Source organism: Lyngbya sp. CCY1209 (genome assembly GCF_055795065.1).
On the sequence record NZ_JAYFER010000605.1, the window covers coordinates 1 to 25,169 of the forward strand.

Sequence of the window (25,169 nt, forward strand, 5' to 3'; positions counted from 1 at the left end):
AGAATTGGGGGTTTGGGGGCGATCGCTCGGGCCGAAACTGTTAAGCCCCCAGAATTGGGGGTTTGGGGGCGATCGCTTTTTGGTCAAAATTGGGGGAAAATCAATTATTGAAAAACCTCCATTTCGCCGGATTTTAAGCGCCTCATGTAGTCCTTGAGTTCTCGGGCGACTTGGGGACACAGGAAATACATCCCCAGCAGGTTAGGAAATGCCATCCCCAAAATCATGCCGTCGCTGAAGCCGATCACCGGGCCGGGGGCGACGATCGCGCCCAAAAACGCCGCCAGCAGGAAAATGATTTTAAAGATAATCGTACCGCGCCCCCCGGTGAGGTAATCCCAGCAGCGTTCGCCGTAGTAACTCCAGGAGATCATCGTCGAAAAGGCGAAGAAAAACACCGCGATCGCCAAAATGATCGGAAACCAGGAAATCGAGGTTCCGAAAGCCGCCGCCGTCAGTTCCGCCCCGGCGCCGGTGTTCCGCAATTCTTCGTAAGCCGGGTTGTTGTAGGCGCCGGTAATTACAATCACTAAAGCGGTCATGTTGCAGACAACAATAGTATCAATAAAGGGTTCGAGGAGGGCGACGATGCCTTCCCGGATGGGTTCGTCGGTGCGGGCCGCAGAGTGGGCGATCGCGGCCGAACCCAGTCCCGCCTCGTTGGAAAAGGCCGATCGCCGGAACCCTTGAATTAAAACCCCGAGAATTCCCCCTTCGATCGCTTCGGGCCGGAAGGCTTGGGAAATAATCACCCCGAAGGCGCCGGGAATTTCGGTGAAATTGGTCAGCAAAATAAACAGGGAGGCGACGACGTACAACGCGCACATCAGGGGGACGATGGTGCCCGCCACCTGGCCGATGCGGCGGACGCCGCCGACGATCACCAACCCCACCAGGGTCGCCAAAATCAGGCCGTAGAGCCAACTGGGGACGAAGGGGAACACCCGGGACACGGCGCCGTAGGACTGGTTGGCCTGGAACATATTCGCGCCCCCCAGGGCCCCCATGATGCAGAAGATCGAAAATGCGATCGCCAACACCCGCCCGAACGCGCCGTATTTGAGCCGCCGCAACCCCTCGGACAGGTAGCGCATCGGCCCCCCGGAGATGGTGCCGTCGGGTTTGACGACCCGGTATTTCTGCCCGAGGGTGCATTCGACGAATTTGCTGCTCATCCCGAAAAAGCCGCCGACGGTCATCCAAAATACCGCCCCCGGCCCGCCGAGACTGACCGCGATCGCCACCCCGGCGATATTGCCCAATCCCACCGTGGCGGAGAGGGCTGTGGCTAAGGCCTGGAAGTGGGAGACTTCCCCTTCGTCTTCGGAGTCGTCGTATTTACCCCGCACCACGTCCAGGGAGTGTTTGAAGGCCCGCACGTTGATGAATCCCATGCGGAACGTGAAGAAAACGCCCCCCACAATCAGCCATAGGACGATGAGGGGAATGCCGATTTCCACGCCGAACAGCGTTTTAAAGAGGTATCCCGTCCCGGCATCCCAGAACAAAATTCCGAAAATGATATTGTCAACAAACCAGGTAAAGCCTTCGTTGATGGCTTGAAAGAGACTGTTGCTGCGGCTCTCGTCCTGCGCCAATGTCATGGTGGGAATGGATAGGAAGAGCAGGGTGTAGAGCCAAACCCGTTTTGCGATCGTCCTCATAAATCAACTCATCTGTTCAATTTATCCCTAAAGTATAGGGGCAGATGACCGAAAACTGTTCGGAGCAAAACTCGACCGTTCAGTTTTGAAAGTATTTGATATCTTTTTTCCCTCTTAAATATCCGGTTATTTATCCGCATAAATTTCCCGATCCTATGCGAGAGGATTTTTCCGGGTAGGGGCGCAAGGCTTGCGCCCTTGGAAATTGATATTATGTCCGATCAAACAGTATTTATAAAAACTGTTTTTTAAAATTCAATAATCGGAAATCCATACATACAAAAATTTCCGGATTCCAATTGATTTTAATTCCCCGCTTCGATCCCGCATTGATCGCGAAAATCGCTCACCGGAAGAAGTTAATTGCCGCCTTCACCGCCTCGTAACCGAAAATCAAAATTAAACCGGAAAGGGTGGCCCCCATCAGGCAGACGACCAACCCGCCGAGGCTGATGGCGCCGTCGTCGTCGAGGAGCCCGAAGCCGGTGATGAAAATACCGATCGCGGGCAGGGTGTTGGTTCCGGGGATGGGAATCATCATGGAAATGGACATTAATGCGATCGCACAACCGATGATAATTCTCCCCACCGGATTGACACAGATATAAGTCAGGCGGGGACGGGAAACCATCTCGATTTTTTGCAGCCAAGGAATCCCGCCTTTGAGAAATCCCCGCACTTTTTCTATGGCGATCGGGTGGTCCAGCCACTTTTGGGGAAACCAGGGCGTTTTTGAACCGACAATCAACTGAATAGCCAACAAAAATAATAGAATTCCGAAGGGAATCGAATAGCCGGGAGCGGGGACGGGGAGGGCGGAGGGTAACGCCAGCAACACGAACAGAAACCCGAAGATCCGTTCTCCGGCCAGTTCGACCACATCCCCCAGAGTCACCTGGGGCGATCGCTCCTCAGAAAAAAAATAGCGATGCAGTTCGACAGAAAGTTTTGCCACGGGCCACAGAAATCATCAATAGAAAAGGATTGAATCGATGGCAATTTGCCGCGATCGCGGATGCACCCGCACCAGAAATTAAACTCGGAAATATGACGACGGGTTGGGGGATCAAATACTTGACCCCCAACCCAAAATTAACGGTCTAAAAATGGCGATCGACGGGAGGAGTTTCGAGAGCGAAACTCCTCACCCATTTCACTCCAAATTTTAGGCGTCGGTTCCCACCATCCAGGAATTGGTGTACTCGATCTGTTCTGGAGTCAGGGTATCGATATTGATGCCCATCGCCTTCAGTTTCAGGGCGGCAATTTCCTTATCCACATCCGTCGGAATGCTGTGCAGTCCGGGTTCGAGTTGGCCCTTATTCTTGACCAGATATTCGCAGGCCAAAGCCTGGTTGGCGAAGCTCATGTCCATCACCGCGCTGGGGTGGCCTTCGGCCGCGGCCAGGTTGATCAGACGGCCTTCGCCCAACACCACGACGGATTTGCCGTTCTTGAGTTTGTACTGCTGGGTGAAGTTGCGGACGTCCTTGATTTCCGTCGCCCGTTCCGCCAACGCTTTCAGGTCGATCTCGATGTCGAAGTGGCCGGAGTTGCAGACCATCGCCCCGTCTTTCATGACGTCGAAATGTTCGCCCCGGATGACGTGCTTGTTGCCCGTCACGGTGATAAACAGGTCGGTGATGGGGGCGGCTTGTTCCATCGGCATGACCCGGAAACCGTCCATCACGGCTTCGATCGCCCGGATGGGATCGATTTCGGTGACGATGACGTTCGCACCCATGCCCCGGGCGCGGAGGGCCGCGCCTTTGCCGCACCAGCCGTAACCGACGACGGTGACGCTTTTACCGGCCAGCAGGACGTTGGTGGCGCGGATGATGCCGTCGAGGGTGGACTGCCCGGTGCCGTAGCGGTTATCGAAGAAGTGCTTGGTGTCGGCGTCGTTGACGTTCATGGCGGGGAAGGTGAGTTTCCCGTCCTTCAACATGGCCCGCAGGCGGACGATGCCGGTGGTGGTTTCTTCGGTGGTGCCGATGATTTCGGGGAGCTGATCCTGGCGGTTTTTCACCAGGGTGGCGGTCACGTCGCTGCCGTCGTCGATGATGATGTTGGGGTGGTGGTCGAGGGCGGTTTCGACGTGGCGGAGGTAGGTTTGGGTGTCTTCTCCCTTCATGGCGAACACGGGGATGCCGTGATCGACGACCAAGCTGGCGGCGACGTCATCTTGGGTGGAGAGGGGGTTGCTGGCGATCAGCAGGGCGTCGGCCCCACCCGCTTTCAGGGCGATCGCCAGGTGTGCCGTTTCTGTGGTGACGTGACAGCAGGCGACCAAACGAATGCCGGCCAGCGGCTTTTCTTTCGCGAAGCGCTCTTGAATTTGGCGCAGAACGGGCATTTCCCGGCCCGCCCACTCGATGCGCTGTTTCCCTTGGGGAGCTAGAGAGGGGTCTTTAATGTCGTGCTTCGCTTGGACGGTTGTTGAACTCATGTAGTCGTTTCCTTGAGAGATTTCTTTTTTAAACTTCCAGTTTCACTCGTTGCTCGTCCCTCACCATTGAGCGTGACGGGGACGGCGGATGACTGGCGAATCCAGTCGCACCCAACTCATTTAAAAATAAGCCTCCACGATTGTAACACCTCGGACCGATCGCAATGCAACAGGCCCGGGTCGCGATCGCCCGGAATCCGCACCCTTCTCCCCACTTTCCGCCCCAACTCCTCGACAATTTTGAGATTCTGCGCCAAGCTAATGAGGGGTCTAACCCATCATGGCTTTGACCCATTGCCGGGGAGGGCGGTCAACTCCGCCACCCCAGAACGGTCTGACGGCGAGGCAAAGGGATGAACGACGGAATTGAGTGTCCCAAATGTGGGAAACGCACGGTGATCAAGCGACGGGAAGATCTGTTCGAGTGTCTCAACTGCGAATTCAGGCGGGATTTCTCCAAACCGCCAAAAAAACCCCCGACCCAAAAACCATCGGGAGACAATTCTCCGCTGGAAAATCTCATCCCGATTTTAATCACGATTCTTCTGTTGGTTGCGATGGGAATTTAGAGATTTCCCCCCCGGTTTCTGTTTTCAGGCGGTCGATTATTTTCCCCGATTTGACGCTGGTAAATAAACGTATCGGTAATATCGGTAATAGCGGGTCAATGTGGTCGGTAGCTCGAAGCGGGAGACTTCCCCGAGGCGGTCTAAGTGGGCGGTATCTCCGCTCAATTCTAACGTCCATTCCCCGCCGTTTCCGACCAGTTTAACCAGACCGGCTAAAGCGCGATTAAGTTTCGGTTTTCCGGGAATTAAACCTTCGGTCAACCCCTGAACCGAGGCGGCGTGACCGACGAGTAGGAGGTGGCCCGAAAACTGTTCGCTCAGGCGTCGGATGGCGGTTTCCATGCGTCCGCTGGCTTGTTTCCAGGTTTCTGGATATTGCAAAGATTGGGGGGACTCGTAGTCGAGATCGACCCGCGAAAACCGCTCTTGGAGTTGCGATCGCGACAGAGTTTGAGGTAAGGCGGGAAAGGAATAGCGGTTCAAAAATTCTCCGAGTCCCGGTTCGAGTTTGACGGGTAAATCCAGGGCTTCGGCGACGGCATGGGCGGTTTCGACAGTCCGCAAAAAGGGCGAGGCAAAAATGTGGTGAATTTCCTCTTTTCGGAGGCGTTCGGCCAGGGCTTTGGCTTGGCGAACTCCCCGGGGGGAGAGGGGCGGGTCGAAGGGGCGATCGCTGTTGCGATACCAGTTCGAGTCCGCATAGTCCTGGCGTTCGGCGTGTCGGGCGATCCAAATGGTTCGATTCATGGGGTAGCGTTTGCGATCATCATGGCGGTCGAGTTTTGATTGTACGATCGCGATCGCCCCCACTGTCACTTTTCTGATTTTAATCTCGGGAAAATTTCAGCCCCCGGGAGGATGATATTTCGCCCACCTTTGCAATTCTAAATAGTGGCGTGAGATAATTGTCAGGAAAATTACGCCTCCCAGAAAACATCGTAACAATTCATACACTTTTTGTCCTAGATTCGGTATATAAGGAAACATCTGAATCATCATTGAGCCGAATTTTGACGCAAGTCAAAGGCAGAAATTCGGCAGAAATTGTCTTGCGTATTATTAGGAAGCGAACCGATGTTTAAACTGGTCAACGTCCTATTTGCCTACATCATGGTAGGTTTATTAATTCTGCTGAGTCGGTATGTGAAGCAGAAAGTTCCCATTTTTCAACGGCTCTATCTCCCCGAATCGATTATCGCGGGAGCGATCGCACTGTTGCTCGGCCCTGGGGTGTTGGGGGCGATCGCGGGGGCGATCGGAATTAACGAATATCTGGCGGAAAACGGCCTATTTCCCGAAACGATGAGAACGGTTTGGGCCCAGTCTCCCGGCGTCTTTATCAACATCGTTTTTGCCGCCCTGTTTTTGGGAGAAACCATCCCCCACCCGCGAGATATCTGGCGCAAAACTGCCCCCCAAGTCGCCTTCGGCCAAACCTTGGCGTGGGGACAATATGTCATCGGATTGCTGCTGACATTGTTGATATTAACCCCCGTTTTTGGAGTCGATCCCATCGCCGGCTGTCTGATCGAAATTGCCTTCGAGGGGGGACACGGAACCGCCGCTGGAATGGCGGAAGTGTTTGAAAATCTCAACTTCCCAGAAGGACCGGATTTAGCCCTGGGACTCGCCACCGTCGGCATCGTTTCCGGCGTCATCGCCGGAACCGCTTTAGCCAATTGGGGGCGACAAAAGGGCTACATTCAACAAACCGAAACTCACTTGCCGGGAGATGCGTTTTTTCAAGAAACCGAGGGAACAGAAGAACGAGAAATTCGCACCCAAAGGGCGAGATTGATGAACAATCTGCTCGTCGATCCCCTCTCCCTAAACTTCGGATTTGTGGGGTTAGCGATCGCGATCGGTTGGATAATTTTACAAGTGTTGAAATTCATCGAAGTGTTCACCTGGGGTCAGTTGGGATTGGAACTCGCCGCCGCCGTCCCCCTGTTTCCGATGGCGTTGGTGGGGGGTTTAATCGTGCAGTTGATGATGAAACGTTTGGGACTCGATTTGCTGATCATTCGTCCCCTGCAACAGCGGATTTCCGGCGTGGCTTTGGACGTGGTGGTGGTCACGGCTTTGGCTTCCATAAATCTGATGATTTTGGGCGCAAATATGGGCGTGTTTATCATCCTGTCAGTTGCCGGAATTGCTTGGAATATTTGGGCCTTTCTTTACTTGGCTCCGCGCATGATTCCCGTCCATTGGTTCGAGCGTGGCATCGGCGACATGGGGCAGTCGATGGGTGTGACGGCAACCGGAATTTTGCTGATCCGCATGGTCGATCCGGAAAACAAAACGGGCGCTTTCGAGAGTTTTGCCTACAAACAACTCTTTTTTGAACCCATCGTCGGTGGCGGATTATTCACGGCTGCGGCACCGGCGCTGGTGGTTCAATTCGGGCCGGTTTCCGTCTTACTTTTGACGGCGGGACTCCTGGCGTTTTGGCTCATTTTTGGTTTTCTAAACTTCCGGCAAATGACTGCCAGAACTGAGTCAACCACCTAGAAGATTTATCAAAATTTTGGGTTCACATTTGGGGTCAACCTTTTCCGAGGTTGTCCTTTTTTTAGAGCGTTTCTAAAACTTGTGAGGGAAGCCGAAAAATTTAAAGTCCCCCTTCAAAAGGGGGATTTAGGGGGATCTCCCGTATCTGATCAGATCGAAAATCGCTATTTTTTGATAACTGACAGTAAAAATTGCCGCGCGATCGCAACTCCGGTTAAAATAGAGATTTCTCCGCCATCTTGAGGGGACCCATTCAAACCATGACTGCCGCAAAATCTTATCAAAAACCCTATCAACAGATTCCGATCCGGGATTGTGGCGAACCCCTCGTCCCCATCCCCCCAGAACAGTTTATTTTGGAATCGCCCCACCCCTATCAAAAATTGGGCGCACCCTACGACCAATCGGCGGCGGATTCTCCCTACCACGTCAGGCGAGATGTGCGCGATCGCCTGATCCAAGCTAACCAATATTTGCAAAGTCAACACCCGAATTTAAAAATCCTCGTTTTCGATGCCTATCGCCCCATCGAAGTGCAACAATTCATGGTGGATTATGCCTTTTCCGAACGGCTGCGATCGGCCGGATTGACGGTAGAAAATTTATCGGAAGAACGCCGAAACGAATTGTGGCGGGAGGTGTATCAATTTTGGGCGGTTCCCAGCCCCGATCCGGCGACTCCTCCCCCCCACAGTACCGGGGCGGCGGTGGATATCACCCTATTTGATTTGGCGGGATCTGCGTTGAATATGGGTTCTCCCATCGACGAAATTTCGCCGCGATCGCATCCCGATTATTTTGTTGACAGCGCGGATAAAATCGAGGTACAATATCATCACAATCGCCAACTTTTAAAACGGGTAATGACCGCCGCCGGATTTCATCAGCACCCCAAGGAATGGTGGCATTTTTCCCACGGCGATCAGATGTGGGCTTGGCTGCAAAACGGCCGGAATGTTCGGGGCGCGATCGCCCGTTATGGGCGATACTAACAAAACCTACAAAAACTATTATTAACCACAGAGGCACAGAGGACACAGAGAGAAGGTGGTTGAATTAATAGACTGCTATCGTTCAACCCAATCTACAAAAAACCACAAAAACCTACCCAGGATTTCCAACTAAAATAAATCCAGCCCAACTTTTCGGATCAGGGTAATTTTCTTGAACCGTCAACATCGCATTTCTGAGAGCTTTTGTTGTATCTATATGTTGTCGCAATTGCCGATAAAATTCCTGCATTAATTCCGAGGTTGAAACATCTTCTACCGCCCACAAGGAGACAATTAAACTGGGAACGCCGGCTGCCATCAGGGAACGGGATAACCCGACAATTCCATCGCCGGTGACGGTTCCGACTCCGGTGTTGCAGGCACTCAAAACCACCAATTCGGCGTTGAGATTTAACCGGAGAATTTCGTCGGCGGTGAGGAGTCCGTCGTCGGTTTCGGAGGGGGATAAAGCGATCGCACCCGGGAGTCCAGAACCGCTGAAGTCTTCTAGTAATCCGTGGGTGGCGAAGTGGATCATTCGGGCTTCGGGAAGTTTGGGAACGATCGCGGTTTCCGTGGCGTTTCTTCCGGTGAAGGCTTGGGTATCGAACATTTGGGCGATCGCGATCGCTTCCTGTTCTGAGGCGGGAAGATCGCGGAGGGGTTCGGGTTGTTCGCCGGGTACAATAGTGATTTCTGGCATGGCGGGATTTCCGACTGCCAAAATCTCCCTTTTGGGGGAGCGACGGTTTTGTCGGTTTGGGGCGAGTTGTAGCAGTTGAATGGCGGGACTGGTGGCGATCGCGTGTTTTTCTAGCAAATATTGATTATCGCTATCAATTAATGCTGCAAAGGGGACTAAAAGCAACTCTTTGTGGGGAATAAAGATAACTTTTGATTCCGGATCTGTAGGGAGTAAATCGGCGATGGGTTCGATCAGGAGTTGGTGAAGTTGTCCCAATTTGCGATCGCTGATTTTTCGGGATTCAACAGCCGAAGTCCCGGACTCGATGGGGGCGCGAAATCCCCGCACCAATTCGGCGATCGGAGAGGATTCGATAATTTCTGTTGTCAAAAATGGAATTAAATCTTCTTGTCCTTTTCCCCACTCCGTCAAATTCACCGAACGAAAGGCGATCGCGCCCTCGCGATCAACCACCCAAATTAACAGTTCCGAATTTTGCCCAAAATTATCGATCGCGATCGAATATTCGACCAGGGTGGATTTTTGGCGAATAGCCACCATTTTGATAGTTTCAAAATTTGGTAAATCGACAGTAATTTTATCAAGTTCTGTCTGATTTTTTGAGCGAGATAGCAATTCAATTAAAGCCCTCGCTCGTCCTCTTTCTGAGATTTCCAGGGCGGTTTTTATCTGATTTTGGGCGACCAGAACTTGCTGCAAGATGCCGTAGGTATTTGCCATCTTATCAAACAGGGAAATTTTATTATAATCACTTAATCCGGGGCGCAAGGATTCCAAAATTTCGATGGATGAATAGAGATTTTTTTGTGCTTTTTCTAGCTGTTTTAGCTCAAATTGAATCGACCCCAGGTTATTTAATGTAATCGATTCCCCGGCGCGATCGCCGATGGTTTGACGGACATTTAATGCTCTTTGATAGAACGCGATCGCGCGATCGGGTTGATTTTGGAGACGGTAAATTGACCCGATATTGTTGAGGGCTTGCCCGACGAGGGAAGACTCGCCGATTTCTGTCGCGATCGCCAATCCGCTTTCGTAGAGTTTGAGGGCTTTTTGATAGTCCGACAACCTTTCGTAAACCCCGCCCAAATTGACGGAGGTTTGGGCGATTCCCAAAGTGTCCTGTTCTTCTCTGGCAATTTCCAGAGATTTCTCGAAGGCAATTTTTGCCGATTCGTACTCTTTCAAGGAAACGTAGGCGGAACCGATGTTGTTCAACAAAATTCCCGCATAATATGACAAGTTTAACTCGCGGAATATTCCCAAAGAGGCTTCAAAATGTTCCAGGGCCTTTCTGGGCCTTCCCAAGGAGCGATAAACCGCGCCCAGGTTATTTTGAATGAAGGCTTCGCTTTCCGCTTCTCCGAGTTCCCGAACGGTGGCGAGAGCCCGTTGAAAATGAGACAGGGCTTCGGGATACTGACTCAAAGATTCATAGACGGACGCCAAGTTATTGTAACTTTGGGCGACGGAGGAGCGATCGCCAATTTCTTGATAAATTTTCAGGGCTTGTTCAGCAAATTCCAGGGCGCGATCGTACTCGCCGAGGTTGCGATAAATGATGCCGATGTCGTTGATCATGTCCCCTTCAAAGCCGCGATTTCCCCGCGATCGCACGATTTTTAACGCCCGTTCGAGGGTGGCCAGGGCCGGACGAAATTCCCCGCGATCGATTTGTCCGGAGGCGATATTATAGAGTTTGGCGGCTTCGGCGATGGGGTCGGGGGGCGACTGTCCCCGGGCGGCGAGGGCGGAAAATAGGGAGGCGGGAAATAAAAGCAGGGCGATCGCGATGCGACGGCTGATTTTGACAAAAATCATGATTGATCCTGACACTCAATCGACTCAAAAAATGACTGATTTCGCTTGATATCGAGTTAATTTTTGTACTATTATACAATAGTATCTTTTGTTTTGATGGTAAAATGAGTCAAGTTTTCGGGACTTCAGATCGGACAGACAGTTTTTAACAAATGTTATGGATTTTCAGCAACGAGATCTGTTAAACTTAATTCGAGAAACCTGCCAGCATCCCCCCAAAAGTGTCGGTCGCCAAAAGGGGTTGACCCAAATTTTTCGCCTCATCGCGCGATCGGGGAAATTGTGGAAAGAATCGGGTCTGGATTATGAGGACGCTTGGCAACAAATGGCGCTGTATTTCTGTCAGAATCTCTGTACGGTTTACGATCCCGATCGCAGCAGCGTCACCACCTGGCTGAACTATTACCTGAAACGGCGATTGCAGGAAGCACGAGGACGACAGCAGAAGCAGAAAAAGCACTTTGTTTCCCGGGAGATTCGGGTGGGTGACGAACTCCTCGACATTCTGGAGATGATTCCCGCCCCCCCCGACATCCGTCCCATGCTGGAAAAGACGCGAGAGTGGGCGGAAACGGACCCGACGGGGGAACTGCGGCGGACTCACATTCGCGGGCGCCCGGACGTGAATTGTCAGTTTTTGATTTTGCGGCGCCTGCCCCCAGAGACAAGCTGGGAAGCGATCGCGGCGGAGGTCGGTTTGCCGTTGACGACCCTGAGTTCATTCTACCACCGAAATTGCCTGCCGCGTTTGCGTAAATTTGCCGAAATGGAGGGATATCTATAGAAACAGTCCGGGACGACTCGCCCCGGGATTGAGGACAGAATTATATAAATGGTTGATGAATTATGGTTAATAACATCGAACGTTACGATCGCCAATCTTTGCCCCTATTGATTCCACAAACTGCCCGCGATCGCGCCCGGGAATTCGCCCTGAAAATGCCGCATCGAAACCTGCGGGAAAAAGTCTATTTTAACACCCTGGCAATTTGGACGGTTGATCGCTATTTGCAGTGGATGGAAATTCCCACGGAAATGAGCCTCGCCGACAGCCGGAATCCCGTCCTTCAATTGGGGTCGGATGTCGCCGATTTGCCCCTGCCCGGTTTGGGGCGTTTGGAATGCCGCCCGGTGCGAGAAAATCAGGTAACTTTTACCGTGCCACCGGAGGTTTGGTGCGATCGCATCGGCTACGTCGCCGTCAAAATTTACGACTCGTTGCAGACAGCCGAAATTCTCGGATTTATCCCCGAAGTTGATCGCCAAGACGTACCCATCGAACGCCTGCAACCGTTGGAAAATTTGCTCGATCACCTAGCCCAATTGCGGCAGGAACAAACCCGCCCCTCCGCAACGATAAAATTGACTCGCTGGCTGGCCGATATTGTCGAGTCGGGATGGCAAACCGTCGAGGCCCTTTACGGCAGTCCAGAAATCGCCTACAACTTGAGGAGTTTTGCCGAAGAAGCGGGGGTGACGCAGCGCGTCCAACTGATCGATTTGGGGATGCAACTCAATCATCAACAGTTGGTTTTGTTCGTTTCAATTATTGCCGAAAATGACCGAGATGTCAAAGTCCGGGTGCGACTCCACCCCCCGGAAGGACAAAACTATTTGCCGCCCAACGTCCACTTAATTTTAATTTCCGAATCCGGGGAAGTTTTGCAGCAAGTCGAATCCCGACTCCAAGACAATTGGATTCAACTCAGCCGCTTTACCGGCACCGTCGGAGAACAATTTACCATTCAAATTGTCCTGGGAGATGTGACCGTCACCAAACAGTTTCAAATTTGATGTATTATTGTAGAACAGGCATCTTGCCTGTTCTGTAAAATCTAACAGGCAGGATGCCTGTTCTACTACCGAATCGCCCCCCGATGACCCATTGGATCGTATTGCTCAATTTAGGGCCGGGTTCTTTGCGGGAAGGATTTCCCGCCGTGACGGCGATGGCGTGGGATTCCGAACATCCCCGCCCGGTCAAATTTACCGGCAGTTTGCCCCCGGCGAGAGATTTGGTGGCGATCGCGAAACGGTGGCAATTAATCTATCAGGACTTGTCCCAAACTTGGGCCTGGCATCCCCGCATCAAACTCGAAACCGGGGATATCACCAACGTTTCGACCGTCGATTTTAACGATTTATGCAAGCAGTATCGCAGCTCATTTAACGAATGGTTGGATGCCCCCGAATTTCGCAAAATTGACGGCAAACTCCGGAGCTCATTTCAGCCCTCAGATGAAATTCAAATTATTTTAGAAACCGATAATTTGGAACTGCGAAACCTGCCCTGGCATCTGTGGCAGTGGTTCCAAGATTATCCCCGGGCGGAATTGGCATTCAGCCAAGTCGAATACAGCCGGCGATCGCTTTCCAAACCCCCGCGATCGCCCCTGCGAATTTTGGCAATTTTGGGCAACTGTTCGGGCATCGATCTCGACACCGATCGCCAATTGCTGGAAAATCTGCCCGATGTCGAACTCGTCTTTTTACCCGAACCCACCCACCAAGAAATCGACGATAAACTCTGGGATAACCGGGGCTGGGACATCCTATTTTTCGCCGGACACAGCCACAGCGACGAACGCAAAGAACACGGGGCGATCGCCATCAATTCCACCGAAAAAGTCACCTTGGAAAGCCTCACCCCAGCGTTGAAAAAATCCGTCGATCGCGGCCTGAAACTCGCCATCTTTAACTCCTGCGACGGTTTGGGATTGGCCCATCAACTGTTGCAACTGGATATCCCCCAGGCGATCGTCATGCGGGAACCCGTCCCCGACTCCATCGCCCATCTATTTTTAAAGCATTTTCTAGTTGCCTTTTCTCGCGGTGATTCCTTTTATTTATCCGTCCGGGAAGCCCGAGAGCGACTCTACGCCCTCGAAGAACGGTTTCCCTGTGCCAGTTGGCTGCCGGCCCTGTGCCAAAATCCCGCCGTCGTCCCCATACAGTGGCCCCAAAAGCGATCGCCCGCCGTCTCTCATCAAACCCAAAATTTATTCTCTTCTAATTCTCTCATATTCTCTCTGCTTTTTGCAATTTTATTGACCCTGTTTATTTTAATTGTCAGACAGTTGGGATTGTTGCAAACTTGGGAACTCACAACCTTCGATGCGATGATGCGATCGCGCCCCGTGGAATTCCCCGATCCCCGCCTGCTGATCGTCACCGTCACCGAACCCGACATTCAAGCCCTGGGGGATTGGCCGATCAGCGATCGCAAATTGACGGAAGTTTTGCAAAAATTGAACGCCTACAAACCGAGGGCGATCGGATTAAATCTTTATCGAGATCTGCCCGCCCCACCCGGAACCGAAACCCTCCGAAATCAGATGCAAAATCAGTCCAATTTGATCGTCATTTGCAAAGCCCAAGACAGTCGAAATGAAGGCATAAACTCTCCTCCAGGTGTTCCCAATTCCCGAGTCGGATTCAATGATATCAGCATCGATCCGGACGGGGTGCTGCGCCGCCATACTTTATTTATGGACGAACATCCGGGCTGTCCGACGGAATTTGCATTGAATACGCGGTTGGCATTGTTGTATTTACAAGCCGAAGGAATCGCACCAAAAGAGATTGACCAAAATACCATAAAGCTGGGCGATCGCTTCCTTTACGCCTTAAACCGATGGGGGGCTTATCCGGCTTTTGAAGGCAAAGCTTTTCAACTTCTCTTGAATTATCGCGTCGCCGATCCGGTCGCTAAAACCGTGACGCTGACGGATATTTTAGAGGGAAAAATTAACCCCAAATGGGTCGAGGATAAAATTGTTTTATTGGGGGTGACGGCGACCAGCGCCCGAGGTGACACCGTAGCCACTCCCTACAGTTATCGAGGCACCACATTTCAAAAAATGCCGGGAGTCACCATTCACGCCCATAAAATCAGTCAAATTCTAGCCGCTGTTTTGGACGATCGCCCCCTATTAAACCTGTGGTCGCCCTGGCAAGAGGGCCTCTGGATCGGTTTGTGGTCCGCGGCGGGTGCGGGTTTGGGGTGGCAGATTCGCAGTCGCCGGGTACTCTTACCCAGTCTCGGGGCGGGGGTCGGAGTGCTTTACGGAACCGCTTGGCTGCTGCTGGTCGGGGGAACCTGGGTTCCCGTGATTCCGGCGGCTTTGGGGTGGCTGGCGTCTCCCCTTGCCGCCCACTTTGTAAAGAAATGTTAAGATTGCGTAAAAGTTGCGAAATTTGCCGATAAGTCCATAGGACATTCGAGCCGAGGTGAGCAATGGTCTACTCCAACAGCGATCGCGACGAGATCTCCGGGGATTTTGAGGACGACTGGGAAGAGGATTATCCCTATCCTCCCGGCGAGGCTTACGAAAATGCGATCGAAGCGGCGGATGAAATCTACGGAATTCCCGACCCGCGACTGATCGAAGATTGAGTTACATATCAGGGTTTAAATGAAGCCAATGTCAAAGTTAAAACTTTTGCTATTTGGCATCAGTTTTGTTTCCGTTTACATTGCCGACTTTTACGCGATCGCAAATGCTCCATTTCCGAAATTGCCAGCCGCAGTTGCCACGGAATTCGATCCCCCCGATCGCGGCACCGATGGCAACCGACAGGGGTCCTCCAGTCGTACAGGTTGCCCCGAAGTTCCCCAACCGTTGACCGCGTTAATTCCCGAGACAAATTTTGGATTGACCGCAGCCGAACGCCCCACCTTTTTATTTTACGTCCCCTACAGTTCCGAACCGCCCAGAGAGGTGGAATTGGTGCTGTTAGATGAGGCGGAAAATGAAATATTCAATCAAAAAATAACGCCCGCAGAAATTCCGGGAATTATCAGCATCTCTTTACCCGATGGCGCAGAACCTTTGGAAGTTGGAAAAACCTATCGTTGGCAGTTTTCTTATATTTGCAATCCCCGGATTCGCGCCGAGGATGATTATGTCGAAGGTGCGATCGAGCGGGTGGCGATAGATGATGAATTGAGTCGCCAATTAGAAGCCGTAAATACGCCTTCAGAGCGAGCGGAGTTATACGCAAAAGCCGGGTTATGGTACGAAACCCTGACCGAATTGGCGAAAATGCGACAAATGCAGCCCCAAAACCCAGAAACATTGGCAGAGTGGCGGGAATTGCTCGATTCCGTCGGTTTGGGACATCTCGCTGAAGAACCGCTGCGATCGGCTGGGAGGTGAAGAAATGTAAAGTTTTCATCATTTGATCTGTACAATTACTCATTTAGATTGACAATACAAGGAGAACTCACTCATGGTTGACAGTACCGGATCTGGCGACGACGATTTCGACACCTCCGATGCCGACAGTGACTTTCAGGAGAATTACGACGATTGGCGAGATCAGGTCGCGTCCGAAACGGCTTTGGAACGGGATGCGGAGCGGGAAATGTGGGAGGGTAACGAACCCGACTCCGACTGATTTTGACTCCATTTCGAGTTCGTGGTGTGAGAACGATTTTCATTGCTTTAACCCGCCTTGAAATGAATTTCGAGGCTCGTCGCTGAAGAACCCGCCTTGAAATGAATTTCAAGGCTCATAGCTCAAGTCCACTCAAGTGGACTCAATATAGCAGTTTAGCTTTTTACTGCTATTTTAACGCCAAAAAAAATCCTCTCCCCTGACCAAGCAGAGCCGTTTCATTCTCCCTTGCCAAAGGGGGAGTAGGGGGGGATGAAGAGCTACTTTTGCGAGGTCAGAACGAGATGAAAACGATTCGCAACGCCACGATTTTGGGTCTGATATTTTCCGCGATCGCATTCCCCGCGATCGCCCAAAGGACGGTGGAAAGTTTGCCCAACGGCGAATATCTCCTCTGTGAAAATTCGCCCCCAACCAACAATTTACTTCCCCGGGGTCAGTCCTGTTATCAATTCACAAAAATTGGCGACCAAATCCGGGGAGTTTTCTATCGAACGGCAACCGAGGAATTGATTTGCGTCACCGGTTTGGTGAGAAACAATACGGTGTTTGGAGAAGCGGCGACGTTGGTACTCGGTCGCTATTCTCAACCCATGCAAATCAGCGAAACGGAACGACGCAACAGCTTTTTATATTGGCAGGATAACGGTTACTTGCAACTGAGAGGCCAGACGATTTTAAACGTCGCCTCGACGGATCGGGGTCAGCTCAATTACACGCCTTGGATGCTTTACCACAATGCGAGGCTAGATTTGAGCGGATTTTATGTGTATCCATCCCGTTTCATGTTGAACAGTTTGCCCAACTGTCAATCCATTCAATAGTCAAAAAAGTAAATTATTTAATTCCAGGGTTTTACTCATGGCTAGAGCAAAATATTCACTGCAACCAGGGAGTCCGGAAAGATTGGTCGTTTCTTGGGATAAAAAGTGGTGGGAAAAAGAACCGAAAAATTTTGCCATTTATTTGGATGGACGGGAACTCGGCAAATTTGAAAATACTCAAGCCATCAAAGACGGACAATATTTTGATTTAAACGACGGTACACAGATTAAAGTTAGACTGATTCGCGACTTTATTTTTTGGTATTTACAAATCCTGTGGTGCGATCGGCCCGTTCCCGGTTCCGATACCGATCCGAACAAGTATTTTAGAATAGCTGATTTGATAAAACAAAAAGCTAAACTAACTGCTTATTTATCAATTGGAACTTATTTGTCAATTGGGACTTATTTTTCGTTTTATTGCTATTCCTGGCTCATATTTTGGATGACATTTTGGGGAAGCATTTTCGCCGTTTTGGGAAGTTTGACGATGGGATTCGATAATTTTATCGCTGCGATAATAATAGCATTATTGGTTAATTCATTTTTGCGTTTTTTATTGCATTTATTTTATGTAAACTTGAGAATAATATGGTTTGCACCCATTGCCATTTATCAACTCGACCCTCAATCGTTCTTGAATTCTTCATTTACTCCTTATTCTTCGTCTAAAAATACTGTAAAAAATGCCACCAATACTCAATCATATTCGGAAAAATTTTCTAACTTTTCTAATCTAATTGATATGGCATCATCCCCGACTCCACCCGTCCCGAAACCTCCGAAACCGCCGAAGCCACCGAAACCGCCGAAGCCGCCGCAACCGAGAAGTCAAAATAACTCGGCGATCGCCAAAATGCAAACCTTGCATCCGGAGGGTTACAAACTCTATCAACAAGCGGAACAATCCCGAGATCCCGCCCTCTTCTTCCAAGCCGGAGAAATGTACGATCGCAGCTACAATTCATTTTGGGGAGACGGCATTTTTTCCGGCAACTACGATCGCAATTTTATTAGCAGTTTGGGTATCTCCATCGAGGGAGTCGGAATGGAAATGGCAAAACAGCAAGCCGTCAACATTATCAAAAATTCCCGCGAGTCCTTAGTCATCAGTTGCGAGTGTTATCTGAAAACCATCAAACTCGATTCCAGTCACTACTGGGCGACTTTAAAATTGGCAACCGCTTTAACTGCGTCATTGCAAATTCAAGCTTCTCTCACCTATTGGCAGCAGGCGTTAAACCTTGAGAAGGGGGACACCGTGTCTGCCCTCAAAGCGGACTCGATGGGATTCGACAATCGCTCGACTGCGGCGAAAGAAGTCATGTATCAGTTGGGACTCGGCGGCAGTTCGCAGGCGTTCGACGCCAACTTTATCAAACAACAGGCGATCGCTAAAAAACTGCTCTGTGCCAACAGTTACTTACTCCGTAATATCCCGGATTTACAGACGGGGTAACTGCCCGTATGTCAGACCGTATATCGGGTTACAATTGTGAACATTTATTAAATCGATATCGCCGACACTTGCCAAAATTTTACCGAACAATTAAACTGTGATTATCGAGGGTCTAATTCATCATGGGAAATATCGTTGGAATTGATTTGGGAACCACCAACTCCGTCGCGGCTTTCAAGTTAGCCGAGGTGAATGTGGTGACGGCGGCGGACAATTCCCCACCGGAACGAAAACTGACGCGATCGGTGGTGGCGGGCGATCGCAACGGGTTAATTGTCGGCGAACAAGCCTACCGCCAACTCGGAGATGGAGACACCGAAAATGTGATTATTTCCATCAAGCGATTGATCGGCAGGGGATTCAACGATCCCGTCGTACAACAACAATTATCTCGGTTCAATTATAAAATTACCCAATCCAGCCAGGGCACCGAAAATAGCCTCTCCGTTTGGTTAAACAGCCGGGAATATCAACCCGAAGAAATTTCCGCCGAAATCCTCAAAAAAGTGGTCGGAAATGCCCAAGCCTACCAGGAGCGATCGGGGCAAACCAGCCGCATCACCCAAGCCGTGATCACCGTCCCCGCCTATTTCAATGACAAGCAGCGATACGCCACCGGAATCGCCGCCCAAAAAGCCGGATTGAACCTGCGGGAACTGCTGCCAGAACCCACCGCCGCCGCCATTTCCTACGGCTACCGTCCCGACTCCGACGAGGTGAGCACCATCTTAGTTTATGACTTCGGAGGCGGGACTTTAGACTGTTCGATTATTACTTCCGTCGGCAATCAATTTATTGAGTCCGCAAAAGCGGGGGATTTGTGGTTGGGTGGAGACGATTTTGATAACTGCATCGTCGAATTTGTCAAAGGGGAAATCGCCCGAATCGAAAACCTTGATAATGTCGATCGCTTGATTCAAAAAATGCCGCATTATCAGCGAGTGCGGCTGCTGGCGGAATTGAAACTACAGGCGGAACGGGCAAAAATTCAACTCAGCACCCAATCTGCCGCCGAAATTATTACCGCCACACCTTTAATTGATGAGTTTGGAATGGCAATTCCCATTCAAGTTTCCATCACCCGCCAACAGTTTGAACAACAGATCGAACCGCTAATCGATCGCTCCGTACAAATCGCCCAGGATGCGATCAAATATTCCGATTATCCCCTCGATCAAATCGATGCCATTCTCCTCGTCGGCGGCTCCGCACAGGTTCCCCTCGTCCAGCAAAAAATCCGCCAAGCATTCCCCCAACATCAGGTGGTGATTCACGATCGCCCCATGTATGCGGTGGCGGAAGGAGCGGCGATCGTGGCGGCGGGACTCACCGAAAAAGTCACCACCGTTTCCCGCGACTATTGCATCGAATTGGTGGACGAACCCCGATTTGTCATCATCGAACAGGGGGACGTTCTTCCGGTGCAAAAATTCCACACCTTTAAAACGGAAGCCGACGGACAGCGGCTGATTCACTTCAAATTTTTCAGCCCCGATCGCGTCCGTCAAAACCTCGATCGCACCCGGCAAGATGAGCGGATCGGCGAGATGTGGTTATCCCTCGATCGCCCCTATCCGAAAGGCACAGAAATTCTGGTGACGGTGGAACTCGACGAAGAAAATAACTCCCTCAATATGACCGCCGCCCTCAAAAATAATCCCCAAGTTAAAGTCAGTTGTTCCTTCTCTCGCGGGGGAGTTAATGAGGACATTTCTCGCCAGGTTGAGGAACGAATTAAACAACTCAACGATGCTTCCAATTTGACGGAAATTGGCGTGCAGCGAGCCAACGAAATCGCCGGAGAAGTAGTGCGGGCGTCAAACCAAATTTATCGGGGTGGCAAAGTCCAGGGCGATCGCCTCAACCACGCTCAAAATAAACTCAAGGAATTGCAAGAATTTGCATCCGACGAGTTTGAGATCGCCAAGATTTTTATCACCCGGTTTGAATTGGCACTTAAAGTTTGCGATCGCCTGCTTCATGAAGACCAAAAATATCGGTTGCGGAATTTAGTTTCTCAACTGCAACAAGCCCTCGATAGCAAGAATATTGCCGGCTTGCAAAAATTAATAGAAGATGGCAAACAAGAATTTGATAACCTCCCCGATATCGTCCAACTGATCGTCGTTATTCCGGAGGAGATCGCCAAAATTCACCATATTAATCCCAGCCACGCGGGAGGTCTGCAAGTTAAATTCACTCAAATGTTGAACGCATTACGCCAAGGAAACCCAGCCGAAGCGGATGCCCTCCTCCGAGAACTACAGGCGGAAATTATTCCCTATTTAGATCGGGAATTGCCGGCAGGAACCATCGCGACGGGATTGACACGATGACTTTAAAAATAACCTGTCCGGTGTGCGATCGCCCCAATATTGAAGGCAATATTTGCCCCAATTGCGAAACCGATCTCACCCCGATCCGACAACTTCAGGAACTCCCAGAAGTGGCGGTACAACCCGCCCCCATTCCCCAACCCAACTGGCGGAAAAATACGTCCCAGCTAATTGTGGCGATCGCCATCATTATGCTGCTGTTGGGGGTGGCGATCGGGGCATCGTTTGAGACTCAATTTGCCAAAAAATCTGCCCCCATTGAAACCGTAAAAATTGCCCGTTCTTCTCCCTTTATTCCATTTTTTAATAAATCCCAAAAAAATCGGCAATTATGCGACGGGTTTTATTATTCAATTCAAAAGGGAGATTCCCTCTCCAAAATCGCCCGAAAATTCTACGGTGACTGGCAGCGGTGGCCGGAAATCGTCGCCGCCAATCCAAATCTCAAAGGTCGAGAAAATAAAATCGAAGTTGGCGAAATCATTTTCGTCAAAAATTTACCGGAATACTGCCCATGAACGCGATCGCCAATTGGATAAATTCCCTGACGCGGATGGTTTTTCAGGTGGCAATTATCGACTTTTTCAAAAAAGTGAGTGCCACCAAAAAAGATATCAAAACCGCCAAAAAGATGGCTGGAAAAAAGCATCTGATGCGGGCGGCAAAAATCGGAAATTTGACCCTTTATAAATGGTCGAGTTCCCCGCCATTTGTTGAAGAAAAACTGCGACAGTTGTTCCTGAAGGATCTGTTGACCGACCTGCGATCGCGGGTCAATTTTTGGAAGAGACAGATCAAATCCGTGCAAAAAATGGTCGCTTCCGGTCAGGCGTTGGAAAAATCAGACCCCGGCGATCCGATGGATGCGACGACGTTATCAAAGGCATTGTCAATTTATCGACAATGCCAAGAAATTATTGATGTCGCCGTCGTCAACCAGGCGATCGCCCGCTGCGAACACAAAATCACTAAATACAATCAATTTCGGACGTTATTCGGGGAAGGTCAAAAATATGCCCAGCAAAAACAGTATAAAAAAGCGAAACTGAGTTTCGACCGGGCAAAAACATTATTCGACATTCCACTCATCCGAGATGCGATCGCCAACTGTTCGGGACAAATTCAGGGACAAAATCAATATGAAACAAAATTACAGCAAGCCTTCGATTTGGCGACCAAAGGCGAATTTAATTCCGCCCTCAATGTCGTCAATTCAGCCCTGAAAAAGTTCCCCCGCCAAGACGGTCAAAAATTGGTGGCAGAACTGAATCGGGTGATCCAAGGAAAAAACTGCTATCGGCGGGGACTGTCGGCCGAACAGTCGCAAAATTTTCCCGAAGCCGAATCCTGCTACAAGCGATCGATTCAACTCCTCCCCGAGTTTACGGAATCAAAAATTCGCTTGGCAATTCTTTCGATAAAAACCCAAAACTGGCAACAGGCGATCGCGCATTTGCAGGGACATTCCGGAGAACAAATCAGTTACCTGCGGGGTTTCGCCCACCTCGGACTGGGCGAGTTAAAACAGGCGGAACGGGAGTGGCGATCGCTCTCCCATCCTCAAATCGACAGTCAATTAAAAGTTGTCCGCCAATTGATGAGACTTGTCTGCCTAAAATCCCTGCGGCAAATTGAGCAGTTTGTCGATGACAATAATCTCGATCGCGCCCGCGCCACCAGCGCCCAATTTTTACAAACTTACGGCTCAGATCCCCTGGTAGAAGGGAATCTAAACAACCACATTCAACCTCGCCTAGAAGCGACCATTTGGGAGTCGCAAGATTGGCATCAAATCGCCCGAGCGACCGAACAATCTTGGCTCCAAAACGGAGATGCAAAATCCTTGCACAACTGGGCGATCGCCACCTATTATCAAGCTCAAATCGCCCCCGAAACCCGGCCGGATTGGATCGTCGCCGCCACGACTGCCCTGGCGAATTTAAAGCGCGATCCGGCTCTGAAAAATATCCCCTGGTTGCCCCAAAGTTCCATCGATTTTCACGAAGTTTTCGACCACTTTTTTGGGAACTTGGAAACGGCGATCGATAGCTTAAAAGACGAGAACTTGGCTGAGTATATGAAACTGCGAGATCGATTTCGTCTGGATGCGATCGCCCTCAAATTTATCAAAAAATCGCCCCATCGAGCTGCCAAAATTAATGATATGATTTTATTGCCGGGATGCTACCACCGCCACAACCATCACTTTCCCAATGTCAGAGTTTCTCAAGCCTCAAATTCGACATCCACAGAAGCCAATATTTTGCCCGCCCTTTATACCTCCTGGGGGTTGGCAGTGGCGGCGGCGTTTGACGGGGATGTGGAACGAGCTATTTACCTCAAACCGTCTCGTAATTATCAATTTAATTCCTATCAAAAAAACGAATATTTTGCCCAAAAATTTGTCGCCTACTCCGAAGGATGTCACCACCTGCAAAAGCAACAGTGGAGAAAGTCCGTCGATCCTTTAAATGCCATCAAAACCGAATTGCGATCGCACCCGGAATGGCATCGAGAACTGGATCGGTTGTGTCAGTCCCAGCTTCAGGCGTTGGCAAACTCAGAAGAACAGTTGACTTTCGGCGACTTTTGGTATCAATTATTGGGAACCGAAGCCTCCCGAAGCTATTGGGTGGAATCTCGAATTCAAAAAATTGTCGAAGATTTGGAGGGCGATCGCATCAGTTATCATCAAGGTCTGTCTCGGCTTCGAGAACTTCAAACAGTGGACAGCAACAATCCCCGATTAGTTCAAGTCATCGCGGCGATCGAGTATCAAATAGAAGCCGAAGAGCTCGAAAAACTGTTGAAAAACAATCAGTTCGAGCGACTGTTTGAAAAAGCCAAACAATCTCAGAATCGAGAGATAAAAACAAAAACTGCTCAAGTTTTCGCGGAAATTTTTGTCGCCGGATTTAAAGAGCACAAATTGGGATTTGAGGATATTTACAATTTTGCACGTTGGACTTACGAACTCGTGCCGGACGATCCGAACGCCCGAGAAATGTACGAGATCGGCCGACAGAGCAAGGAAATCAACGATCTGATGAAAAACGATCGCTTTGAAGAAGCGGTCAATCGAGCCAGATACTGTTCCGACGATCTGCTCAGACAATATGTCGCCGAACATTTGGTCATCTCGATTATCGAGGCTTCAAAACGTGAAAATGTTCCCCCACATTTGCTCTTACAATTTATCCATTGGGCTTACCAAATCAGTCCGGACAATCCGGCTTTAACTTCCGTTTATCGCGAGTTTGGAATGTATTAAATTATGTCAAATAATCAACTTCCCAATCCCAACCCCTATCAGGTTTTGGACGTTTCTCCTTCGGCATCCAAAGGGGAAATTACCAAAGCCTTCGCGATCGCCATGAAGCGCAAAAAATACCCCCCCGATATCATCGCCCGGGCGAGAAAAGCGTTGATGAACGAAAAAGAGCGGTTGATCGCCGATTATTTGCATCCCGTTTTGCCCCCAATTCAACGGTTCAAACGGCAAGATTTCTCGGAACTCGAACGGCCGATGCCGGTGGTGGAGATGATTCCGGAATTCGACGACCTCCGGGGAGCGATCGCGGCGGAAAATCAATCCGGCGATGCCGACAAAAAATTAGGGAAAAAAATCTTTTCAAATTGTCAACTTGAGATTTAAAATATGGATAATTTACCCCCCAAAAATCTGCAAATATCAGCCGATGTACGCGATGAAATCAAAGCTAAAATCGGCACAATATTAAAAGAAAAAATGTCCCTGCAACAATCATTAGCCGGAAAAGAACAGGAGGAAAATGCTCGGTTTGAGGCGTTATTTTTGGAATTGTTAGAAGTCGTCGATTCCCTCGACTTTTTAATCGAATACCTGCGAAATAACCCCGAACCAGACGAAAAAGCGATCGCCCGCTTTCCCAAATTGATCGGCAGCATCCAGAAAAAATTGCTCAACAGTTTGGAACGGCGGGAAGTTCATCCCATCGAATTTGGGGAAGAAAAACCCGATTTCGAGGTCTGTAAAATCGTTGATCGCGAAATTCGCCCCGACCTGGAAAATGAAACCGTCACCCAAATCGTGCGCCGGGGATTCCGACACAGCGATCGCCTCCTGCGTCCCGTCGAAGTGATCGTCTCCAAATCCGACAATCCCGAAACCTGACTAATATCGCAACGGACAGAACGGTTAGGACATCGCGCTCTGTAGAAAGGGAGTAGGGAGTAGGGAGTCTGTGGGGGCAACCGTCTCTGGTTGCCCGCCCAGTTGTAGTTGTGTCTGTGTGGGGGCAACCGTCTCTGGTTGCCCGCCCAATTGTAGTTGGGTCTGTGTGGGAGCAACCGTCTCTGAAGGGAGTAGGGAATAGGGAGTCTGTGGGGGCAACCGTCTCTGGTTGCCCGCCCAATTGTAGTTGGGTCTGTGTGGGGGCAACCGTCTCTGGTTGCCCGC

General features: G+C 50.4%; 20 protein-coding genes. 15 read left to right on the forward strand and 5 right to left on the reverse strand.

What is annotated here, in order from left to right; all coding sequences use genetic code 11:
* Nucleotides 1-104: 104 nt before the first annotated feature.
* The 4 genes from AC0QHF_RS22665 to AC0QHF_RS22680 all read right to left on the reverse strand — a co-directional run bounded on the left by AC0QHF_RS22665 (nucleotide 105) and on the right by AC0QHF_RS22680 (nucleotide 5,498).
* Nucleotides 105-1,664, reverse strand: a complete 1,560-nt coding sequence (locus AC0QHF_RS22665) for an alanine/glycine:cation symporter family protein (RefSeq protein ID WP_324706525.1) — start codon at nucleotides 1,662-1,664, stop codon at nucleotides 105-107.
* Between the two features lie 346 nt (nucleotides 1,665-2,010).
* Entirely contained in the window at nucleotides 2,011-2,619 is a 609-nt protein-coding gene (locus AC0QHF_RS22670; RefSeq protein WP_324706526.1) for an exopolysaccharide biosynthesis protein, read from the reverse strand.
* A gap of 210 nt (nucleotides 2,620-2,829) precedes the next feature.
* Nucleotides 2,830-4,113, reverse strand: coding sequence for an adenosylhomocysteinase (gene ahcY / locus AC0QHF_RS22675; RefSeq protein WP_324706527.1), 1,284 nt, complete (start codon nucleotides 4,111-4,113; stop codon nucleotides 2,830-2,832).
* 605 nt (nucleotides 4,114-4,718) lie between these two features.
* Nucleotides 4,719-5,498, reverse strand: coding sequence for a histidine phosphatase family protein (locus tag AC0QHF_RS22680; protein WP_324706528.1), 780 nt, complete (start codon nucleotides 5,496-5,498; stop codon nucleotides 4,719-4,721).
* A gap of 258 nt (nucleotides 5,499-5,756) precedes the next feature.
* On the opposite strand from AC0QHF_RS22680, the gene AC0QHF_RS22685 reads away from it, so the two are divergent.
* Both AC0QHF_RS22685 and AC0QHF_RS22690 read left to right on the forward strand, forming a co-directional pair.
* Nucleotides 5,757-7,193 carry a sodium/glutamate symporter gene (locus AC0QHF_RS22685; protein WP_324706529.1) on the forward strand — a complete coding sequence of 479 codons (1,437 nt, stop codon included), beginning with the start codon at nucleotides 5,757-5,759 and terminating at the stop codon, nucleotides 7,191-7,193.
* A 260-nt stretch (nucleotides 7,194-7,453) separates the two neighbouring features.
* On the forward strand, nucleotides 7,454-8,185 hold the full coding sequence (locus tag AC0QHF_RS22690) for a M15 family metallopeptidase (protein WP_324706530.1): 732 nt from the start codon (nucleotides 7,454-7,456) through the stop codon (nucleotides 8,183-8,185).
* 112 nt (nucleotides 8,186-8,297) lie between these two features.
* Here the strand turns inward: AC0QHF_RS22690 and AC0QHF_RS22695 are convergent, their stop codons facing one another.
* Nucleotides 8,298-10,712, reverse strand: a complete 2,415-nt coding sequence (locus AC0QHF_RS22695) for a CHAT domain-containing protein (protein WP_324706531.1) — start codon at nucleotides 10,710-10,712, stop codon at nucleotides 8,298-8,300.
* A 157-nt stretch (nucleotides 10,713-10,869) separates the two neighbouring features.
* On the opposite strand from AC0QHF_RS22695, the gene AC0QHF_RS22700 reads away from it, so the two are divergent.
* The 13 genes from AC0QHF_RS22700 to AC0QHF_RS22760 all read left to right on the forward strand — a co-directional run bounded on the left by AC0QHF_RS22700 (nucleotide 10,870) and on the right by AC0QHF_RS22760 (nucleotide 24,884).
* The gene (locus AC0QHF_RS22700; protein WP_324706532.1) at nucleotides 10,870-11,496 is read left to right on the forward strand and encodes a sigma-70 family RNA polymerase sigma factor; all 627 of its coding nucleotides are present in this window, start codon (nucleotides 10,870-10,872) and stop codon (nucleotides 11,494-11,496) included.
* A gap of 62 nt (nucleotides 11,497-11,558) precedes the next feature.
* Nucleotides 11,559-12,506, forward strand: coding sequence for a DUF1822 family protein (locus tag AC0QHF_RS22705; protein WP_324706533.1), 948 nt, complete (start codon nucleotides 11,559-11,561; stop codon nucleotides 12,504-12,506).
* Between the two features lie 83 nt (nucleotides 12,507-12,589).
* Nucleotides 12,590-14,887 carry a CHASE2 domain-containing protein gene (locus tag AC0QHF_RS22710; RefSeq protein WP_324706534.1) on the forward strand — a complete coding sequence of 766 codons (2,298 nt, stop codon included), beginning with the start codon at nucleotides 12,590-12,592 and terminating at the stop codon, nucleotides 14,885-14,887.
* A gap of 62 nt (nucleotides 14,888-14,949) precedes the next feature.
* On the forward strand, nucleotides 14,950-15,108 hold the full coding sequence (locus tag AC0QHF_RS22715) for a hypothetical protein (RefSeq protein WP_324706535.1): 159 nt from the start codon (nucleotides 14,950-14,952) through the stop codon (nucleotides 15,106-15,108).
* 28 nt (nucleotides 15,109-15,136) lie between these two features.
* Nucleotides 15,137-15,871 carry a DUF928 domain-containing protein gene (locus tag AC0QHF_RS22720; RefSeq protein WP_324706536.1) on the forward strand — a complete coding sequence of 245 codons (735 nt, stop codon included), beginning with the start codon at nucleotides 15,137-15,139 and terminating at the stop codon, nucleotides 15,869-15,871.
* 73 nt (nucleotides 15,872-15,944) lie between these two features.
* Nucleotides 15,945-16,112: a hypothetical protein gene (locus AC0QHF_RS22725; protein ID WP_324706537.1), complete on the forward strand. Its 168-nt coding sequence runs from the start codon at nucleotides 15,945-15,947 to the stop codon at nucleotides 16,110-16,112.
* 284 nt (nucleotides 16,113-16,396) lie between these two features.
* Nucleotides 16,397-16,936 (forward strand): hypothetical protein, encoded by a 540-nt coding sequence (locus AC0QHF_RS22730; protein WP_324706538.1) that lies wholly within the window; start codon nucleotides 16,397-16,399, stop codon nucleotides 16,934-16,936.
* A gap of 745 nt (nucleotides 16,937-17,681) precedes the next feature.
* Nucleotides 17,682-18,395, forward strand: coding sequence for a hypothetical protein (locus tag AC0QHF_RS22735; RefSeq protein ID WP_324706539.1), 714 nt, complete (start codon nucleotides 17,682-17,684; stop codon nucleotides 18,393-18,395).
* Between the two features lie 122 nt (nucleotides 18,396-18,517).
* Entirely contained in the window at nucleotides 18,518-20,731 is a 2,214-nt protein-coding gene (locus AC0QHF_RS22740) for an Hsp70 family protein (protein ID WP_324706540.1), read from the forward strand.
* Nucleotides 20,728-21,249: a LysM peptidoglycan-binding domain-containing protein gene (locus AC0QHF_RS22745; protein WP_324706541.1), complete on the forward strand. Its 522-nt coding sequence runs from the start codon at nucleotides 20,728-20,730 to the stop codon at nucleotides 21,247-21,249. Before AC0QHF_RS22740 ends, AC0QHF_RS22745 begins: the two co-directional genes overlap by 4 nt.
* Nucleotides 21,246-24,002, forward strand: coding sequence for a tetratricopeptide repeat protein (locus AC0QHF_RS22750; RefSeq protein WP_324706542.1), 2,757 nt, complete (start codon nucleotides 21,246-21,248; stop codon nucleotides 24,000-24,002). The genes AC0QHF_RS22745 and AC0QHF_RS22750 overlap by 4 nt, the downstream gene beginning before the upstream one ends.
* A 3-nt stretch (nucleotides 24,003-24,005) precedes the next feature.
* On the forward strand, nucleotides 24,006-24,386 hold the full coding sequence (locus tag AC0QHF_RS22755) for a J domain-containing protein (RefSeq protein WP_324706543.1): 381 nt from the start codon (nucleotides 24,006-24,008) through the stop codon (nucleotides 24,384-24,386).
* A 3-nt stretch (nucleotides 24,387-24,389) separates the two neighbouring features.
* The gene (locus tag AC0QHF_RS22760; protein ID WP_324706544.1) at nucleotides 24,390-24,884 is read left to right on the forward strand and encodes a nucleotide exchange factor GrpE; all 495 of its coding nucleotides are present in this window, start codon (nucleotides 24,390-24,392) and stop codon (nucleotides 24,882-24,884) included.
* Nucleotides 24,885-25,169 lie beyond the last annotated feature (285 nt).

Coding starts and splice junctions, on each gene's coding strand:
- AC0QHF_RS22665 (WP_324706525.1), bottom strand. CDS start 1,664: ATGAGGACGATCGCAAAACGGGTTTGGCTCTACACCCTGCTCTTCCTA.
- AC0QHF_RS22750 (WP_324706542.1), top strand. CDS start 21,246: ATGAACGCGATCGCCAATTGGATAAATTCCCTGACGCGGATGGTTTTT.
- AC0QHF_RS22715 (WP_324706535.1), top strand. CDS start 14,950: ATGGTCTACTCCAACAGCGATCGCGACGAGATCTCCGGGGATTTTGAG.
- AC0QHF_RS22760 (WP_324706544.1), top strand. CDS start 24,390: ATGGATAATTTACCCCCCAAAAATCTGCAAATATCAGCCGATGTACGC.
- AC0QHF_RS22700 (WP_324706532.1), top strand. CDS start 10,870: ATGGATTTTCAGCAACGAGATCTGTTAAACTTAATTCGAGAAACCTGC.
- AC0QHF_RS22755 (WP_324706543.1), top strand. CDS start 24,006: ATGTCAAATAATCAACTTCCCAATCCCAACCCCTATCAGGTTTTGGAC.
- AC0QHF_RS22690 (WP_324706530.1), top strand. CDS start 7,454: ATGACTGCCGCAAAATCTTATCAAAAACCCTATCAACAGATTCCGATC.
- AC0QHF_RS22730 (WP_324706538.1), top strand. CDS start 16,397: ATGAAAACGATTCGCAACGCCACGATTTTGGGTCTGATATTTTCCGCG.
- AC0QHF_RS22720 (WP_324706536.1), top strand. CDS start 15,137: ATGTCAAAGTTAAAACTTTTGCTATTTGGCATCAGTTTTGTTTCCGTT.
- AC0QHF_RS22685 (WP_324706529.1), top strand. CDS start 5,757: ATGTTTAAACTGGTCAACGTCCTATTTGCCTACATCATGGTAGGTTTA.
- AC0QHF_RS22710 (WP_324706534.1), top strand. CDS start 12,590: ATGACCCATTGGATCGTATTGCTCAATTTAGGGCCGGGTTCTTTGCGG.
- AC0QHF_RS22745 (WP_324706541.1), top strand. CDS start 20,728: ATGACTTTAAAAATAACCTGTCCGGTGTGCGATCGCCCCAATATTGAA.
- AC0QHF_RS22695 (WP_324706531.1), bottom strand. CDS start 10,712: ATGATTTTTGTCAAAATCAGCCGTCGCATCGCGATCGCCCTGCTTTTA.
- AC0QHF_RS22735 (WP_324706539.1), top strand. CDS start 17,682: ATGGCATCATCCCCGACTCCACCCGTCCCGAAACCTCCGAAACCGCCG.
- AC0QHF_RS22725 (WP_324706537.1), top strand. CDS start 15,945: ATGGTTGACAGTACCGGATCTGGCGACGACGATTTCGACACCTCCGAT.
- AC0QHF_RS22705 (WP_324706533.1), top strand. CDS start 11,559: ATGGTTAATAACATCGAACGTTACGATCGCCAATCTTTGCCCCTATTG.
- ahcY (WP_324706527.1), bottom strand. CDS start 4,113: ATGAGTTCAACAACCGTCCAAGCGAAGCACGACATTAAAGACCCCTCT.
- AC0QHF_RS22740 (WP_324706540.1), top strand. CDS start 18,518: ATGGGAAATATCGTTGGAATTGATTTGGGAACCACCAACTCCGTCGCG.